11 protein-coding genes and 1 pseudogene are annotated in these 16,808 nt (G+C 59.4%); 9 read left to right on the top strand and 3 right to left on the bottom strand.

The features are described 5' to 3' along the window. Nucleotides 1–182: 182 nt before the first annotated feature. Entirely contained in the window at nucleotides 183–2,336 is a 2,154-nt protein-coding gene (locus JOE39_RS02500; RefSeq protein ID WP_210077947.1) for a TonB-dependent siderophore receptor, read from the top strand. 55 nt (nucleotides 2,337–2,391) lie between these two features. On the opposite strand, the pseudogene JOE39_RS02495 reads toward JOE39_RS02500, so the two are convergent. After that, nucleotides 2,392–2,562: pseudogene (locus JOE39_RS02495) on the bottom strand (ArsR family transcriptional regulator); the annotation flags it as partial. Nucleotides 2,563–2,637: 75 nt separating this feature from the next. Further along, nucleotides 2,638–3,021 carry a hypothetical protein gene (locus tag JOE39_RS02490; RefSeq protein ID WP_210077949.1) on the bottom strand — a complete coding sequence of 128 codons (384 nt, stop codon included), beginning with the start codon at nucleotides 3,019–3,021 and terminating at the stop codon, nucleotides 2,638–2,640. On the opposite strand from JOE39_RS02490, the gene JOE39_RS02485 reads away from it, so the two are divergent. Together JOE39_RS02485 and JOE39_RS02480 are read left to right on the top strand one after the other, a co-directional pair. After that, nucleotides 2,990–3,238 (top strand): hypothetical protein, encoded by a 249-nt coding sequence (locus JOE39_RS02485; protein WP_002552767.1) that lies wholly within the window; start codon nucleotides 2,990–2,992, stop codon nucleotides 3,236–3,238. The two genes, JOE39_RS02490 and JOE39_RS02485, sit on opposite strands and share 32 nt — an antisense overlap. 59 nt (nucleotides 3,239–3,297) lie before the next feature. Further along, complete coding sequence (locus JOE39_RS02480; RefSeq protein WP_057407151.1) at nucleotides 3,298–5,988, top strand: glycoside hydrolase family 3 C-terminal domain-containing protein; 2,691 nt, start codon at nucleotides 3,298–3,300, stop codon at nucleotides 5,986–5,988. 90 nt (nucleotides 5,989–6,078) lie between these two features. Here the strand turns inward: JOE39_RS02480 and JOE39_RS02475 are convergent, their stop codons facing one another. Further along, complete coding sequence (locus tag JOE39_RS02475; protein ID WP_024684515.1) at nucleotides 6,079–6,732, bottom strand: TetR/AcrR family transcriptional regulator; 654 nt, start codon at nucleotides 6,730–6,732, stop codon at nucleotides 6,079–6,081. A 560-nt stretch (nucleotides 6,733–7,292) separates the two neighbouring features. Between JOE39_RS02475 and JOE39_RS02470 the strand changes: the two genes are divergently transcribed. From JOE39_RS02470 to JOE39_RS02445, 6 genes are all read left to right on the top strand, one after another. Further along, nucleotides 7,293–10,148: a PAS domain-containing protein gene (locus JOE39_RS02470; RefSeq protein WP_232924166.1), complete on the top strand. Its 2,856-nt coding sequence runs from the start codon at nucleotides 7,293–7,295 to the stop codon at nucleotides 10,146–10,148. Between the two features lie 105 nt (nucleotides 10,149–10,253). After that, entirely contained in the window at nucleotides 10,254–10,862 is a 609-nt protein-coding gene (locus tag JOE39_RS02465) for a TetR/AcrR family transcriptional regulator (protein WP_003319640.1), read from the top strand. Between the two features lie 351 nt (nucleotides 10,863–11,213). Next, complete coding sequence (locus JOE39_RS02460; RefSeq protein WP_024648150.1) at nucleotides 11,214–12,845, top strand: methyl-accepting chemotaxis protein; 1,632 nt, start codon at nucleotides 11,214–11,216, stop codon at nucleotides 12,843–12,845. Nucleotides 12,846–12,954: 109 nt separating this feature from the next. Further along, nucleotides 12,955–13,776: an aldo/keto reductase gene (locus JOE39_RS02455; RefSeq protein ID WP_003315245.1), complete on the top strand. Its 822-nt coding sequence runs from the start codon at nucleotides 12,955–12,957 to the stop codon at nucleotides 13,774–13,776. A 171-nt stretch (nucleotides 13,777–13,947) separates the two neighbouring features. Further along, nucleotides 13,948–14,967, top strand: a complete 1,020-nt coding sequence (locus tag JOE39_RS02450; RefSeq protein WP_046266049.1) for a transporter — start codon at nucleotides 13,948–13,950, stop codon at nucleotides 14,965–14,967. 124 nt (nucleotides 14,968–15,091) lie between these two features. Further along, entirely contained in the window at nucleotides 15,092–16,708 is a 1,617-nt protein-coding gene (locus tag JOE39_RS02445; protein ID WP_010429677.1) for an inorganic phosphate transporter, read from the top strand. The last annotated feature ends 100 nt before the right edge of the window (nucleotides 16,709–16,808 follow it).

Raw genomic sequence — 16,808 nt, 5'->3', positions numbered from 1 at the left:
TGGGATACCTGCCCGACCCGCAGGGCGACCCACGCCCGGCCTCAGCATGGAAATGTGAAAATTTTGTTAACTATTTGTTCGCAGTATCTTTTTCTGATCGAAACAACCTGTCACACTAATGCGAACCATTATCACCATTATTATCATCCTGCCATGGAGGGCGTCGAGGGAGTGTCGGGTTCATGTCGGGGCAACAATCGCAAAGCCGTAATCGTTTCACACCGGGTCTGCTGGCCATGGGCATCTGGGCTGCCACCACACAGGCAGCCTTTGCCGCTGAGGAACAGCCCGCCACGACCATGGAGCTGGGTGCCACGCAGATCAGCAGCGATCAACTTGGCTCCACAACCGAGGGCAGTCAGTCCTACACCACCGGCCCGATGCAGACCGCGACCAAGTTGCCACTGACCATTCGTGAAACGCCGCAGGCCGTGACGGTCGTCACCCGCCAACGCATGGACGATCAGGCCATGACCAGCATCAATGACGTGGTCAGGTATACACCGGGACTGTTTTTGGACCAGTCCAGCGGACCGGGTCGGCAAACCTACACGTCCCGCGGTTTCGACATCGACAACATCATGTACGACGGCCTGCCCGCCTCGTACTCGGGCTACACGGCAGGCGTTCAACCCAATCTGGCCATGTTCGATCATGTCGAGGTGATCAGGGGCGCGACGGGCCTGGCGACAGGGTCTGGCAATCCTTCGGCAGCGATCAATATGGTGCGCAAGCGCCCTACCGCCGTGCCACAGGTCACCCTCACCGGCACGGTCGGGAGCTGGGACGATTACCGTGGTGTATTCGATGCGTCCGGCCCACTGAACGACAGCCGCACGGTTCGCGGCCGCATAGTCGGCTCCTACCAGGATGCCAACAGTTTCCGCGACAAGGAAAAGAGCGATCACGGCGTGTTCTACGGGGTGGTCGAAGCCGATCTGAGTGACGCGACGACCGCCACCCTGGGCCTGTCTCGTCAGGAAGATCAGACCAACTACTTCTGGGGCGGCCTGCCCCTGGGCGTCGATGGTCACCACCTGAACCTGCCGCGCTCCACCTACTCAGGGTCGGATTGGGAAAACAAGAAAATCCAGATAGACACCGTGTTCGGTGAGCTGGAGCACCGTTTCGACAACGACTGGAAGCTGCGCGTAGCAGGCTCGAGCTCGTCGCTGGACGGCCTGTTTTCGGGGACTTATCTGTCTCGCTACAACGGCCCGCTGGAAACCACGGCCTACCAGTCGAAGCCGGAAGAGCAGCAGACCGCCTTCGATGCCTACGCCAGTGGGCCGGTCGAGGCCTTCGGCCGCACTCATGAAGTGGTGGTCGGCACCAGCCGGCGCGTGTACGACCAGACCAGCAACGAGTACAGCCCCTACGACACCGGCCTGCCCATCGGCGCGCCAAAGCCGGACTTCGTTCGCAATGGCAAGACGCATAGCATCGCTACCCAGGATGCGGTCTATCTCACCACACGCCTGAGCCTGGCCGATCCATTGACCCTGATCCTCGGCGGCCGTCTGGACTGGTACGACTACGATGACCGCGTCGGCGATGAAGACTACAAAGTCACCCGTAACCTGACGCGCTACGCAGGGCTGATCTATAAGCTGGATGAACACCACTCGCTTTACACCAGTTACACCGACGTCTTTCAGCCGCAGAGCGCACAGGACCTGTCCGGCAAGGTGCTCAAGCCGGTGGTGGGCGAAAACTATGAAGTCGGTATCAAGGGTGAATACTTCAACGGCGCGCTCAACACCTCCCTGGCGGTGTTCCAGATCGACCAGAAAAACCTCAAGACCCAGTCGCCGACCCAGGCGGGCTGCGCGGTTCTGACCTGTTACGACGCTGCCGGTCTGGTACGCAGCCAAGGCATCGAGATGGAACTGCAAGGCGCGCTGACCGAGAACTGGCAAGTCGGCGCAGGCTACACCTACGCCCGCACCCACTACCTCAAGGACGCCGATCCGGCGAACAAGAACCAGCAATTCAACACCGACACACCCGAGCATCTGTTCAAGGTGTCGACGGTCTATCGTCTGCAGGGTGCACTGGAGAAAATGCGCGTCGGTGGCAACGTTTACTGGCAGAGCCGCATGTACAACGACATCGCGCTTACCGATGGCAGCTATCGCCTGGAACAGGGTAGCTACGCCGTCGCCGACCTGATGGCAGGGTATCAGGTGAGCAAAAACCTCGACGTGCAACTGAACGCCAACAACATCTTCGACCGCACCTACTACACGGCAATTGGCGCAAGTTCGGTATGGGGCTCCACCGACGTGTACGGCAACCCGCGCAGCTATGCGTTGACGGCCAAGTACAGCTTCTGAACCTGAGCCACGCTGCTACCGGGCATGCCCGACAGCAGCGTGGTTACCTGAGCGGTTACGCACCGCCTTCCAGACCAAACGCCTTTGCCATCCCGCCTGCCCCTTTGGGCGTCAGCTGCAGTGCTCTGGAATCCAGATGGCGGCTTACCCAACCTCGTTTGAGCATCAGCTCCAGCAGCGCCGCCGATGTGAGGAGACGCTCACTCCAGTCCAGACAAGCGTAGGCACTCTTCGGTGGTGTCCGGACTTTATTCGACGGGCCTGACAGCGACGTGGTGATACTGGCACTCACTGCCAGTATTCAGGCGTCAGCAATACTTTCACTTATCAGCACGCGACCCCATGGAAAACCATCTAAAAACCAAAAAACAGAGTGATCACTCTGTTTTTTAAAAAGAAGATTAATGCCTGTAAAAACACAAAAACTAGAAAAATATTGCCTATTAAATATATATTTTGAAATTAAAACAAAACCAAAACCAAATAGCTGCCATTGAATTTTACCCAATCTCAAATATATAAAATTACATTCGTGTATTTTACCTTTCAGCAATTTTCTGTTTGTCACGCACGCCTTGAATGAACTGTCAGCGGCCCTGAGCTGCTGACTTGCCTGTCTGCCTGTTTCATATTTCTGTTTGGAGATTCTCCCGATGGCCAGCCCCCTGCTGCCTGTTGTTGCCACTTTACTGATGTCCCTTGCCGCCCTCCCGGTGTCTGCCGCTGACAGGCAGAACCCGCTGCCATCCACGTCGAGCGAGCGCCGCGCAGAAGTCGACGCCCAGCGTGAGCAGATCACCGGTGCCGACGCTGCCGTACAGAAAACGCCCAATGGCGCGCAAACGGTGGTGGATGCACCGATCGACACTGCTGACGCCCCTGCCGGCAATGAAGACCACTGAGTGACCCACTGACTGCAACCGATCAACCTATGAATGACGTAAGGAATAACTCCGTGTCCATGATCAAACAAGGCCTGGGCCTGAGCCTGTTGGCGCTCGGTATCGCCCAGGCAGGCAGCGTATTCGCTGTCACGCCGATGACCGGCAATGAAGTGGAAGCGCGCGTAGGCGCGATGCTGGACAACATGACGCAATCGGAAAAAATCAATTTTTCGCGCGTTGACGACGGCCGCATGATTCCCAAGCTGGACAAGTTCAACCTCCAGGGCACGGTCGCCTATGACTCGGCCATGGGCGTACTGGTCGGCGGCAAGACGTTCGGCGCGCAGTACCCCTCGCCATCCGCCCTTGCCGCAACCTGGAGCATTAACCGTGCCAAGGAATTCGGTCTGGCCATAGGCTACGAAACCCGCATCGCAGGCGGTCAGCAGATGCTGTCACCAGCCATCAACCTGTACCGCACGCCGTTCAACGGCCGGGCGGCTGAGTACATGAGCGGCGAAGATCCGTTTCTCGGCGCAGTACTGGCACCTGCCGTCACCAACGGTATCCAGGTTCAAGGCATCCAGGCGGCCGCCAAGCATTACCTTATGAACGAGCAGGAAGCGAACCGTCATTATCTGGATGTGAAGATCGACGAACGAGCGATGCAGGAGCTGTACCTGCCGGGCTTCGAATCGCTGGTCAAGAACTCGAATATCGCCTCGATCATGTGCGGCTACAACAAGATCAACGGCGAATACGCGTGTGAAAACCACCACCTCATCACCGATATCCTCAAAGGCCAGTGGGGCTTTCAGGGTAACGTCATGAGCGATTTCAACTCGGTTCAGGACGCCTTCAAGGGTGCCTGGGCGGGCACCGATATCGACATGCCCAGCGGCCTTCAGTTTACCGAAGCCAAACTGCTGCCTTACGTCTGGAATGGTCAACTGCACCAGAACGTGATCGACGACAAGGTGCGCAGGAACCTGAGAGCGCTGGTCAGCTACGGCTTTGACAAAGGGATCAACAAGGCGCAGCCACTGGAGCATCGTGAATACGGTCAGCTGGCGGCCTTGAACGTCGCCAGAGAATCGATCGTCCTGCTGCGCAACGAGCCAGTAGACGGGCAGAAACCTCTGCTGCCGTTGTCCAGAAACGCAAAGATCGCCGTGATTGGCGATATGGCCATGCAGCCGCCGACCGCGCCGTTCGGCACCGCTTATTCGGCGCCGGCCAGCTATGTCACCGAAGTGAGCGGACTCAAGCAACTGGCGTCTAGCCCGTCGAATGTGGACTACCTGCCACAGATGAGCCTGAACCCTAAATCATCGGTCTGGTATCAGCCAGGCAGTGACCAGCAGGCGATCAGCAACACCGGCGTAAAAGCCGAGTACTACGCCAACACCTCGCTGTCCGGCGACCCGGTGGCAACCCGCATCGAGCCGGGCGTCAACCTGGACTGGATTACCAGTACCAACGTGACCGATAACGGTGCCAGCACAGTCAACGGTTATACCCCTGCGCCAGGCGCGTTCTCTGCCCGTTTCACCGGCAAGATCAAACCGACGATCACCGGGCCCCAGGTGTTCAAGGTGCGTGCCGACGGCCCTTACAAACTCTGGATCAACGATGAGCTGGTGCTTGAAGATGAAGGCGCGCAAGTCTCGTTCGACCTGATTCCAGTCGTGCCGCGCACCGTCAAGACACCGAATCTCAAGGCCGGCAGCGAATACAACGTGCGCCTCGAATACCGCCGGCTCAAGGGCAACTTCACCCCGGTACTGGGCGGCATGAACGGCGTGCAGATGAGCTGGGCATCGTTGCGTCCACCGAAGAACCTGGGGGATTACGACGCTGTCGTGGTAGCCGCCGGCAATAACTTCGAATACGAGGGTGAGTCGCTCGATCGTCCGTTCGAACTGCCGCAATTCCAGTCCGAGCTGATCGGTTTCATTCAGAAAGCCAACCCGAAAACCATCGTGGTACTGCACGGTGGCGGTGGCATGGACATGCAGCCGTGGGCTGACAAGGTAGGTGCGTCTCTGCACGCTTGGTATCCAGGGCAACAGGGCGGCCAGGCACTGGCTGAAATCCTCTTCGGCAAGGTCAATCCGTCGGGCAAGCTGCCGATCACGCTGGACAAGAAGGCGCAGGACAATCCGAGCTATGCATCGTACTCGAACCCGGTGCCTTACTATTTCAGCAGCCCTAACCCGCCTGTCGAGATGAGCTACAGCGAAGGCCTGTACCTGGGCTATCGCGGTTACGACAAGAAGCACACCAAACCGCTGTACCCATTCGGTTTCGGGCTTTCGTATACCACCTACGCGTACAGCGACCTGAAGCTGTCGAGCAATGTGCTGGCACCGGGCGCGACCATTCAAGCGTCGTTCACGGTTACCAACACGGGTGACAAGGCCGGTTTCGAAGTGGCTCAGTTGTACGTGCAGCCTTCCAAGCCGCTGGTTGATCGTCCAGAGAAAGAGCTGAAGGGCTTTTCCAAGGTTTACCTGAAGCCTGGCGAAAGCAAGACCGTGACCATTGCGCTGGACTCGCGCTCGTTCGCGTACTACTCAGCCAACTCGGTGAGCTGGAACGTTGACCCTGGCAAGTTCAAGGTGCTGGTAGGCAAGGACTCGGAAAACCTGACGCTCGACCGCACGGTTGTAGCGTTGTACCCGGAGAAATTGACCACTCGCGACTCCAACCCGCTGCCGATTCCCCTGCGCAAGGCCGTACAGGTCAAGGCAGAACAGGCTTACTAAGCGACATTCATCCCAAGCAACATTCATCACACGCCAAAGGCATCGGTGGTCGACAGGACCACCGATGCCTGCCTGGCAAATGCTCGCAGCTCAGCGTGCAGCCAGATCCCGCGCCAGTCGTTCGAGAAACCTGGCAAACCCCTCCTCTATCTGCACATCCCCTGGCGATCGAAGCCATTGAATCTGCATGCCATCCATCATGGCGGCTATCTCCAGGCTGATCTGCCTTGCGTCAATATCCGCTCGAACTTCGCCTTCCTCGACCAGCAACTTCAGATGCGCCTGAAGATGACCGTGCACAATTGCAAAACGCTCGCTGAACCAGCGGTGTGCAGGATGCGTGACCGACAGGCTTTCAGTGTTGATGATCATCAGCGCCTGGCTGACCGCGGCGTCTTCGATACTGAAACTCATGACCTGCTTCAGAAACGACAGGAACCCCTGCAGAGAAGCGACCTGATCGGCATCCTGCAGCCGGCCGGCAATGTACTGGTCGCGATGTTCGAGAACAGCTTGCAGCAGCACCAGTTTGGTCGGGAAGTGGTGCAGCAGGCCGACCTGAGAGAGACCTGCCACCTTGGCAATGTTGGTCAGCGAGGCGCCGGCATACCCATCCCGAGCGAAGAGGGTCATGGCCGCCTTGATGATTTCGGCCTTGCGCACCTCGCCCTTGGGCAGGCGACGTTTGGCTGCAGGCTGCTTGGCTGGTGCAGGTGTACCGGAACTGTTTGCATCGATGGACATACGAAGGGCACGTTTCGCATAACGAAAGGGTAAATCCTAGCATGTGCTCCGCAGAACCCCTGAAAAAAGGCTGCTCCGCAAGCACAATTCGCATCAGGTCATGAGCGATGTGCGCAGCCTGCGAACAAAGTTGTTCCCCTGGCCTGACGCCCTCTAAAGAAAGCCGCCCAAAGGCCGATGAATACCCGGGCAATTCGCCGCGCCTTGAACATGTGCCCTGAACCAGCCGAAGACGCGATGGCTGCTTTAAATGCCTGATCCGTCGAAAACCGATTCGTCGGCAGGTGTCCACTGACACAGCCACTGCGGTGCAGTCAGGAAGGGAAGTGAGTTCAAGCGCGGCAATGACTGTATGGTGATCGACATAGAACGACGCACATCAGGTGCAGCCTGCCGAGGGCGAACGGGCAAATGCAGAGCTTACTAACGAGCGGATTTCAACGTGCAAAGCAGGCCACCGACAAGTGCCCGCCCATGCCAAACATAACGTGTGAGCGGGAGGCGCTCTGAAAGACCTGACAAGAGAAGAGCTTGAAACGCAGATCGTGGACCTGCGCAGAATGCTTGAAGAAGCCGGCATCGACGCCGCAACGAATACCTGTCGACCCGCAGCCATCGGCCGCGAGGCACGCCAGCGTGCAGTCTTTGACAGTGCGATGGATTTCGCCATGATCCTGACCGATCGCGACGGCATCATTACCGACTGGAACCCGGGCGCAGAGCAGGTTCTGGGCTGGACTCAGGATGAGATGGTTGGCCAGAGCGCCGAACGTTTCTTTACGCCCGAGGACGTGGCCAACGACCGGATCGAGCATGAAATGCAGCTTGCGCTGAGTGTAGGCCGGGCGTCGGACGAGCGCTGGCACCTGCGCAAGGACGGCCAGCTGTTCTGGGCATCAGGCGAGATGATGCCGCTTTACGATAAAAAGCATACGCACCTCGGCTTCGTGAAGATCCTGCGCGACCGCACCCCCGAGCATCTGGCGGGCCGCGCGACCGAAGAAGCCCAGGAACGACACCGGCTCGCCGCCAAGGCGACCAATGACGCGATCTGGGATTGGGACTTTGCAGCCAACCTGGTGCTCTGGAACGACGCGCTGGAAGAGGCCTACGGCTACCCGCTGGCAACCCTGGACAACTCCGGTGACTGGTGGATGGGCCAGATCCATCCCGACGACCGTACCCGCGTGTACAACTCCATTCATGCCGTGATCGACGGCAATGGCACTGCCTGGACGGACGAATACCGCTTTCGTCGTCTGGACGGGGCCTATGCCGACGTGCTGGACCGCGGCCATGTGATACGCGATATCGACGGCCAGGCGGTGCGCATGATCGGCGCAATGCTCGATATGTCGCAGATGCGCAAGGCCGAGACCGCGCTGCGCCAGAGCGAAGAGCGCTCAAGGGCCATGCTGGAGACCATCGAAGCCGCATTCGCCATCATTCAGGTCAAGTTCGATGCCGATGACAGCCCGGTGGACTACCGCTTCATCGAGGCCAACCCCGCCTTTGAACGTCAGGCCGGCGTCGATCTGCGCGGCAAGTGGGTGACCGAGTTCGCGCCAGACCTGGAGCGGTTCTGGTTCGAAGCCTATGGCAACGTCGCCAAAACCGGTGAGCCAGCCAACTTTGAAAACTATGCCAAAGCTTTCGAACGCTGGTTCGAAGTCAAGGCGGTGCGTGTCGGTGAACCGGCTGATCGGCAGATTGCGGTGATCTTCAGCGATGTGACCGCGCGACGCGACGCCGAGGAGCGCTTGCGCACCAGCGAGGCCGTCGCACGTGAAAACATCGACCGCGTTCAGCTCGCCCTGGCCGCAGGTGCAATCATCGGCACCTGGCACTGGGACTTGCCGACCGATCGCTTTACCGTCGATGAAGCCTTCGCCAAGGCATTCGGCCTGGATGCCGCGCTGGGCCGTGAAGGCCTGAGCCTGGAGCAAGTCATTGCCACTGTTCACCCAGAAGACAAGCAAGGCCTGATCCATGCGATCAATGCGGTCATCACCAGCGGGCGTGTTTACGCCCACCAATACCGTGTTCGTCGTAATGATGGCATTTACTACTGGATCGAAGCCAACGGCCGGGTCGACCGAGCCGAGGATGGCACGCCACTGAGCTTCCCCGGCGTGCTCATCAACGTCGACGAACGACGCGCCGTAGCAGCCGAACGCGACCGTGCCACCGCAGCGCTGCGTGCCCTCAACGACACGCTTGAGCAACGCGTGGCAGCGCGTACCACCGAGCTCATGCAGGCCGAAGAGAAGCTGCGCCAGTCACAGAAAATGGAAGCGGTCGGGCAACTGACCGGTGGCCTGGCCCACGACTTCAACAACCTGCTGGCAGGTATTTCCGGCGCGCTGGAATTGATGGGTACCCGGATCGAGCAAGGCCGCTGGGGCGAGGTCGACAAGTACATCGTGACCGCCCAAGGCGCGGCCAAACGTGCAGCAGCCCTGACGCATCGGCTGCTGGCCTTCTCTCGACGCCAGACCCTGGACCCGCAGCCGACCGACGTGAACAGGCTGATGAAAGGCATGACTGACCTGATCCAGCGCACGGTCGGCCCCAGCATCGTGGTCGAGACCATCGGTGCCACGGGGCTGTGGCCAACCCTGGTCGACGCCAGCCAGCTGGAAAACGCGCTGCTGAACCTGTGCATCAACGCCCGCGATGCCATGCCGGACGGCGGACGCATCACCATCGAGGCGAGCAACCGCTGGATAGACGGCGATGTGGCACGCGCACACGATATGCCTGAGGGCCACTATCTGTCGCTGTGCGTGACCGATACCGGCACCGGCATGACACCTGATGTCATCGCCAAGGCATTCGACCCCTTCTTCACCACCAAGCCCATTGGCCAAGGCACAGGGCTGGGTCTGTCGATGATTTACGGATTTGCCAATCAGTCTGGCGGACGGGTGCTCATTCAGTCGGAGGTCGGCAAGGGCACTGCGATATCACTGTACCTGCCCCGCTACGAAGGTACTGCGGCCAGGGACGAAGGCGATGTGCACAAGGCACCGTTCGAGTTCACCCAGTCCGGGGAAACCATCCTGATCGTGGACGACGAACCCACGGTGCGCATGCTGCTCACCGATGCCCTCGGTGACCTGGGCTATACGCTGATCGAAGCCGCCGACAGCCTGGCCGGCCTCAAGCTGCTGCGTTCGGATGTGCATATCGATCTGCTCATCACTGACGTGGGTTTGCCGGGCGGCATGAACGGACGACAAATGGCCGATGCCGGACGCGAGGTCCGCCCGCATCTGAAGACCCTGTTCATCACCGGCTACGCGGAAAACGCCGCCATCGGTGACGAACAGCTCGGGCCAGGAATGCGCGTGCTGACCAAGCCGTTTGCAATCGATGCCCTGGCCGCTAGAGTCCAGGAACTGATGAGCGTTTGAGTAAACGGCCCGCTGCAACCCTGCGCCGGGCCGTCAACATTGAGCGCTGCGCAAACCCGGTGCTAACATGCGCGACCGCCATGCAGGCAAGGGAATAACCGGGTCATGAGCAGTATCCGCGAGCGCAACAAAGAACTCATCCTGCGCGCTGCCAGCGAGGAATTCGCCGACAAGGGCTTCGCCGCCAGCAAGACCAGCGATATCGCGGCCAAGGCCGGTGTGCCCAAGCCCAACGTCTATTACTACTTCAAATCCAAGGAAAACCTCTATCGCGAGGTGCTGGAAAGCATCATCGAGCCCATTCTGCGTGCCTCTACGCCCTTCAATCCCGAAGGCGTACCTGCCGAAGTTCTCAGCCGCTATATCCGTTCGAAAATCCAGATTTCCCGTGACCTGCCCTTCGCCTCGAAAGTGTTCGCCAGCGAGATCATGCATGGCGCCCCGCACCTGACAGCGCAGCAGATCGAACAGCTCAATGGCCAGGCACGGCACAATATCGAATGCATCCAGGCCTGGATCGACAGCGGACAGATCGCCCCGCTCGATCCTCACCACCTGATGTTCACCATCTGGGCGGCGACCCAGACCTACGCCGATTTCGATTGGCAGATCGCTACGGTCACCGGCAAGGCAAAACTGCAGGATGCCGATTACGAGGCGGCAACGCAGACCATCCTCAGGCTGGTGCTCAAGGGCTGCGAGCCGGACCGCTGAGCCCACCCTGCTTTCCTGCAGACGCAAAAAACCCGCCGAAGCGGGTGGTTTTGCAACATGACCATTCCGACATCCTGTCAGTAGCCTCCTGGCAATGGTCGATCGTCCCTGATCACTGCAGCGTTCCTTTGCTGCAGCTGTTGAATTGGATCCTACATTCACTGAGGGTCAGTCGATAGAGCCAATCGCGCCTGTTGCTGTAAGCCTTTTGCCATACCCGTGTACGCCGCTAAAAAATGTGACCGACCGCTCATGTTTGGACGTGACGCGCCGAGATGCTTGAAAGACCCTGAATCGCGCGCCGCGCGAGCCAGAGTCATCAGAAGAAAAATAATGCAAGGGATGCCGATCATGAGTATGCGCAGTTTGTCCATCAGTCGCCGTCTGTGGCTGATTCTTGTGGTTTCAGTGCTGATGCTCTTTGTCCTCTCGGCGACACTGCTCAGACAGCTGCATAACGACCTGTATCAGGCCAAGGCCGAGAAAACCATGCACGTGGTGCAGACGGCCAGCGGCATCCTGTCGTTTTATCAGGGGCTGGAAGCCGCCGGCGGCATGACCCGCGAGGCTGCGCAACAGCAGGCCCTGAAAGAGATAAAGAGCCTGCGTTACAGCCAGAGCGACTACTTCTGGATCAACGACCTGCGCCCGGTGATGATCATGCACCCCACCAACCCCAAGCTCGAAGGCCAGGATCTGTCGACCATCAAGGACCCGGACGGCTTTGCGGTGTTCAACGAAATGGTCACGCTGGTCAAAGCCAAAGGTGCCGGGATGGTGAATTATCGCTGGCCCAAGCCCGGTGCCAGCGAGCCGGTGAAAAAGACCTCCTACGTGCAACTGTTTCAGCCATGGGGCTGGATTCTGGGTTCCGGCGTATACGTCGATGACGTCGCGGCTGAGTTCAAGACCCAGCTGTGGAATGCCGGGATGTTCATCGCCGGCATCGTGCTGATCATGGTTTTGCTGCTGGTCACGATCGTGCGCAGCATCGTGCGCCCTCTCAGAGCGGCGGTCGGTGCGATGGCCAGCATTGCCAGTGGCGAGAGTGATCTGACCCGCACGCTGGAAACCCATGGCCAGGATGAAATCACTGAGCTGGGTACGCATTTCAATGCCTTCGTCGCCAAGTTGCGCAATGTCGTCGGTCAGTTGCAGCACTCAGCCGTGGCGCTGGGCCAGGCCTCGACCGATCTGGGCAGCGACGCCGAACAGGCGCAGAGCCGCAGCGAGAAGCAGTCGCAGCAAATGGACCTGGTTGCCACTGCGGTCAACGAAGTGACCTACGGCGTGCAGGACGTCGCCAAGAACGCTGAACATGCCGCCAGCGAAATGCGCGATGCCGAGTCGCAGGCACAGCAGGGTCAAATCAACATCGATAACAGCCTGCGCCAGATCGAACACCTCTCGAGCACCATCGGTCAGGCCGTGGAAGTGATGCAGAGTCTGGCCAGCGAGAGCACGCAGATCGGCAGCGTGCTGGAAGTGATCAGTTCGATTGCCGAGCAGACCAACCTGCTAGCGCTGAACGCCGCCATCGAAGCAGCGCGGGCCGGCGAACAAGGCCGCGGCTTTGCCGTGGTGGCAGACGAGGTGCGTCTGCTGGCCCAGCGCACGCAGAAGTCGACCGCAGAAATCCAGTCAATGATCGAACGCCTGCAAAAGCATTCCGATGCGGCGGTCAAGGTGATCGGTGACAGCAGCCGTTCTTCGCAGATGACCATCGAGCAGGCCAATCAGGCCGGCCAGAGCCTGACCTCGATCAGTCAGGCGCTGCGCAACCTCAACAGCCTGAACGCCTCCATCGCCAGTGCCACCCTGCAGCAGACGCACGTGGTGGATGACATCAACCAGAACGTCACCCAGGCCGCGCAACTGTCTCAGAGCACAGCACTGGCCGCCGAACAATCGACTTCGGCCAGTCTGCACCTGCGAGGGTTGAGCGAAGAGTTGAACACCTTGCTGAAGCAGTTCCGGGTTTAAATCTGCAACGCGATTTTGGGGGGTGGTACGGAACCTCGTGCGCCTCTTGTTGCCTGAGACCTGCTTATTCAACCGCTCATTAGCTGCTTATTTAACTGCAGGGGGTCACATGCGCACACTGGAACTGGCAGGCAGAACCGTACCAGTGCTGGGTCAGGGCACCTGGCACATGGGTGAAAAAGGGCATCAGCGCTCGGCAGAAATCGCCGGCCTGTGCCTCGGGATCGAACAGGGCCTGACCCTGATCGATACCGCCGAGATGTACGCCGATGGCGCTGCCGAGGAAATTGTCGGGCAAGCCATTGCCGGACAGCGGGACAAGGTATTCGTGGTCAGCAAGGTCTACCCGCACAACGCCAGCCGCGCCGGTATTCCGACCGCGTGCGAAGCCAGCCTGCGGCGCATGAACACCGACTACATCGATCTGTACTTGCTGCACTGGCCCGGCCAGTATCCGCTGACCGAGACGGTCGAGGCATTCGAGCGTCTGCGTGAAGCGGGCAAAATCGGTGCCTGGGGTGTTTCCAACTTTGATGTGCCGGACATGATCGAACTCAACAATCCGCGTTGTGCCACCAATCAGGTGCTCTACAACCCGGAGCAACGCGGTATCGAGTTCGACCTGATGCTGTGGAGCGCGGACCGCCACCTGCCGTTGATGGCGTACTGCCCGATCGGCCAGGCTGGCGATCTGCTCTACCACCCTGCCCTGCACGAAATCGCCAAACGCCACGATGCAACACCGGCGCAGATCTCCCTGGCGTGGGTGCTGCGTCAGGACAACATGATCGCCATTCCCAAGGCGACCAACCCGGAACACATTCGTCTGAACATCGCTGCCGAGCAGATTCGCCTGACCGAGCGCGATCTGGCCGATATCGATCTGGCATGGCCTGCGCCCACTCGCAAAGTGCCGCTGGCGATGGTCTGACCGCTGTCAGTGCGATAGCGAGCTGTCGATTGACTGAACGGCTGCCCACGCAGCCGCTTCCTGACATGACAGATGACACACCCGGCAACAAGCTGTCACAAATATGAAATAACGCCTTGTCATCATGCGGCCTTCGCCTCCCTGCCTGGGCCAGGCCGCACGTGGACAGCCATGAACCACAGTATCGCTCACCACCATCAGGACTCCGACCTTTTCGGCCTGCTCTACGGCTTCCGTTTTCGCCATGGTGAAAGTGGCCAGGAAATCGGTTCGGCAGCCGCGCTGGATTACCTGCAAAACCCTCCCCAAGAGAACGACTTCATCTGGCTGCACCTGAACCTCTCGCATGCGGCCTGCGAGCGCTGGATGAAAACCCAACTGGATCTTCCGGAAGAGTTTTTCGAAGCATTGCACGAGGGCTCGCGCTCGACGCGGATCGAGCACGTGGACGCCACGTTGATGGCGGTGGTCAACGATGTGGTGTTCGACTTCAACAGGCTCTCGACTGACATCTCCACTTTATGGGTCTGTGCCCGACAGCGTTTGCTGGTCACCGCCCGGCTGCAGCCGCTGCGCTCGGTGGACAAACTGCGCTCGGCGGTCAAGCGCGGCGAACAATTCGACTCACCGCTGGAGCTCCTCGCCCACCTGCTGAGCGACCAGGGCGAAGTGCTGACACAGTTTCTGCGCAAGACCAGCGTCAACGTCGACCGCATTGAAGACCAGTTGCTTTCGCAGCGACTGAGCAACAATCGCTCCGAACTCGGCGCCATGCGCCGGGTACTGGTACGTCTGCAACGCCTGCTGGCGTTGGAACCCGGTTCGTTGATGCGCCTGTTGCACAAACCTCCGCAATGGCTGCGCGAACAGGATGTTCAGGCATTACGTCAGTCTATCGAAGAGTCCTCACTGGTGATCAACGACCTTACGGCGCTGGGCGAGCGCATCAAACTGTTGCAGGAAGAAATTGCCGCCAACCTCAACGAACAGAGCAGCAGAACCCTGTTTACCCTGACCGTGGTGACTGTTCTGGCCTTGCCGATCAACATCGTTGCCGGCTTTTTCGGCATGAACGTCGGGGGCGTGCCGCTGGCGTCCGACCCTGAGGGCTTCTGGATTCTGGTGGCACTGGTCGCGACCTTCACGCTGGTCGCCGGGCGTTGGGCGTTCCGCAAACGCGGCGATTACTGAATCAGCAGCGTACACGCCGGTTGTCAGAAAACCGGCGCAAAAGCGCAATCAATTGTTACATGTCTCACCGCTGTCACATTTTGCAATGACCATGTCAATATTCTTTCAATCCAGGATTGCGAACATGGCTACAAACGCACTGTCTCCGGACGCTCTCGGCAAGGCGAGCCTGTCAGCGAGTCAATTCGGTCGCAAGCCCAGCCGAATGACCATGATACTTTTCTTCACGATACTCATCGCAGGGTTGCTGTTCACTGGCTACAGCCTAAAACAGGACGTTGACGACATGGGCACGGTGGTCACCACCTGGACCCCGTTCGTGCTGTTGGGCGTAGCGTTGCTGATCGCCTTGGGCTTCGAGTTTGTCAACGGCTTTCATGACACGGCCAACGCGGTCGCCACCGTGATCTACACCCACTCCCTGCCGCCCGGCTTTGCCGTGGTCTGGTCGGGCTTTTTCAATTTCCTCGGCGTGATGTTTTCCAGCGGTGCGGTGGCATTCGGCATCATTGCCCTACTGCCGGTGGAACTGATCCTGCAAACCGGCTCATCGGCGGGCTTCGCGATGATCTTCGCGCTGTTGATCGCGGCGATCATCTGGAACCTCGGCACCTGGTGGCTGGGTTTGCCTGCGTCGTCTTCGCATACACTGATCGGCTCAATCATCGGGGTCGGCATCGCCAACGCCCTGATGCACGGCCGCGACGGCACCAGCGGTGTGGACTGGTCGCAGGCCACCAAGATCGGTTACTCACTGCTGCTCTCTCCCTTGGTGGGTTTCGGTTGTGCCGCGTTGCTGTTGCTGGCCATGCGCATGTTCATCAAGAACCGTGCGTTGTACAAAGCCCCGGAAGGCAACGCGCCGCCACCGTTGTGGATTCGCGCCATGCTGATTGTGACCTGCACGGGCGTTTCGTTCGCGCACGGCTCCAACGACGGGCAGAAAGGCATGGGCCTGATCATGTTGATTCTGGTCGGCACTCTGCCGATGGCTTATGCGCTGAACCGCACCATGCCCGCCGAACAGGCTACCCAGTTCGCTGCGGTGGCTGAAGTAACCCAGCAGGCGCTGATCCGCAGCGTCCCTCAACCGGCCCCCGGGGATGCGCGCAAGACGCTGTCGGATTACCTGGTCAGCAAGGAAGCGAGTCCTGAGCTGATCCCTGCGCTGGCGGTCATGGCTGGCAAGATCGGCGATCAGGTCGCCAGTTATGGCTCGCTGTCTAAGGTGCCTGCCGAAGCCGTGACCAACGTGCGTAACGACATGTACCTGACCTCGGAAAGCATCCGCCTGATGGAGAAAAACAAGGTCGGCGATTTCGACGCGGACACCAAGACCAAGCTTGAGGCGTTCAAAGGGCAGATCGACAGTGCCACGCGCTTTATTCCGACCTGGGTCAAGATTGTCGTGGCCATCGCCTTGGGGCTGGGCACGATGGTCGGCTGGAAGCGTATCGTGGTGACTGTGGGCGAGCGCATCGGCAAGACGCACATGACTTACGCCCAGGGCGCGTCGGCAGAGGTCGTGGCGATGTTCACGATCGGGGCGGCGGACATGTATGGGCTGCCGGTATCCACTACGCATGTGCTGTCGTCCGGCGTGGCCGGTTCGATGGTCGCCAATGGCTCGGGGCTGCAAATGCGTACCCTGCGCAATCTGGCCACGGCCTGGGTGCTGACCCTGCCGGCGGCGATCCTCTTGTCAGGTTCATTGTATTGGGTGTTCAGCAAGCTGTTCTGATGCCTGTTGCGTCCGCCCCCGCTTTGACTATCGTGCCGACGCTCTGCGTCGGCATGCAGTTCGTGACGCTCTGCATCACACAGCGGTTCTGTGACATCAG

Origin of the sequence: Pseudomonas sp. PvP100, assembly GCF_017833055.1 — a bacterium.
GTDB lineage: Bacteria > Pseudomonadota > Gammaproteobacteria > Pseudomonadales > Pseudomonadaceae > Aquipseudomonas > Aquipseudomonas syringae.
The sequence above is the reverse complement of the archived record's forward strand: the minus strand, read 5'-3'. Positions and strand labels throughout refer to the sequence as shown.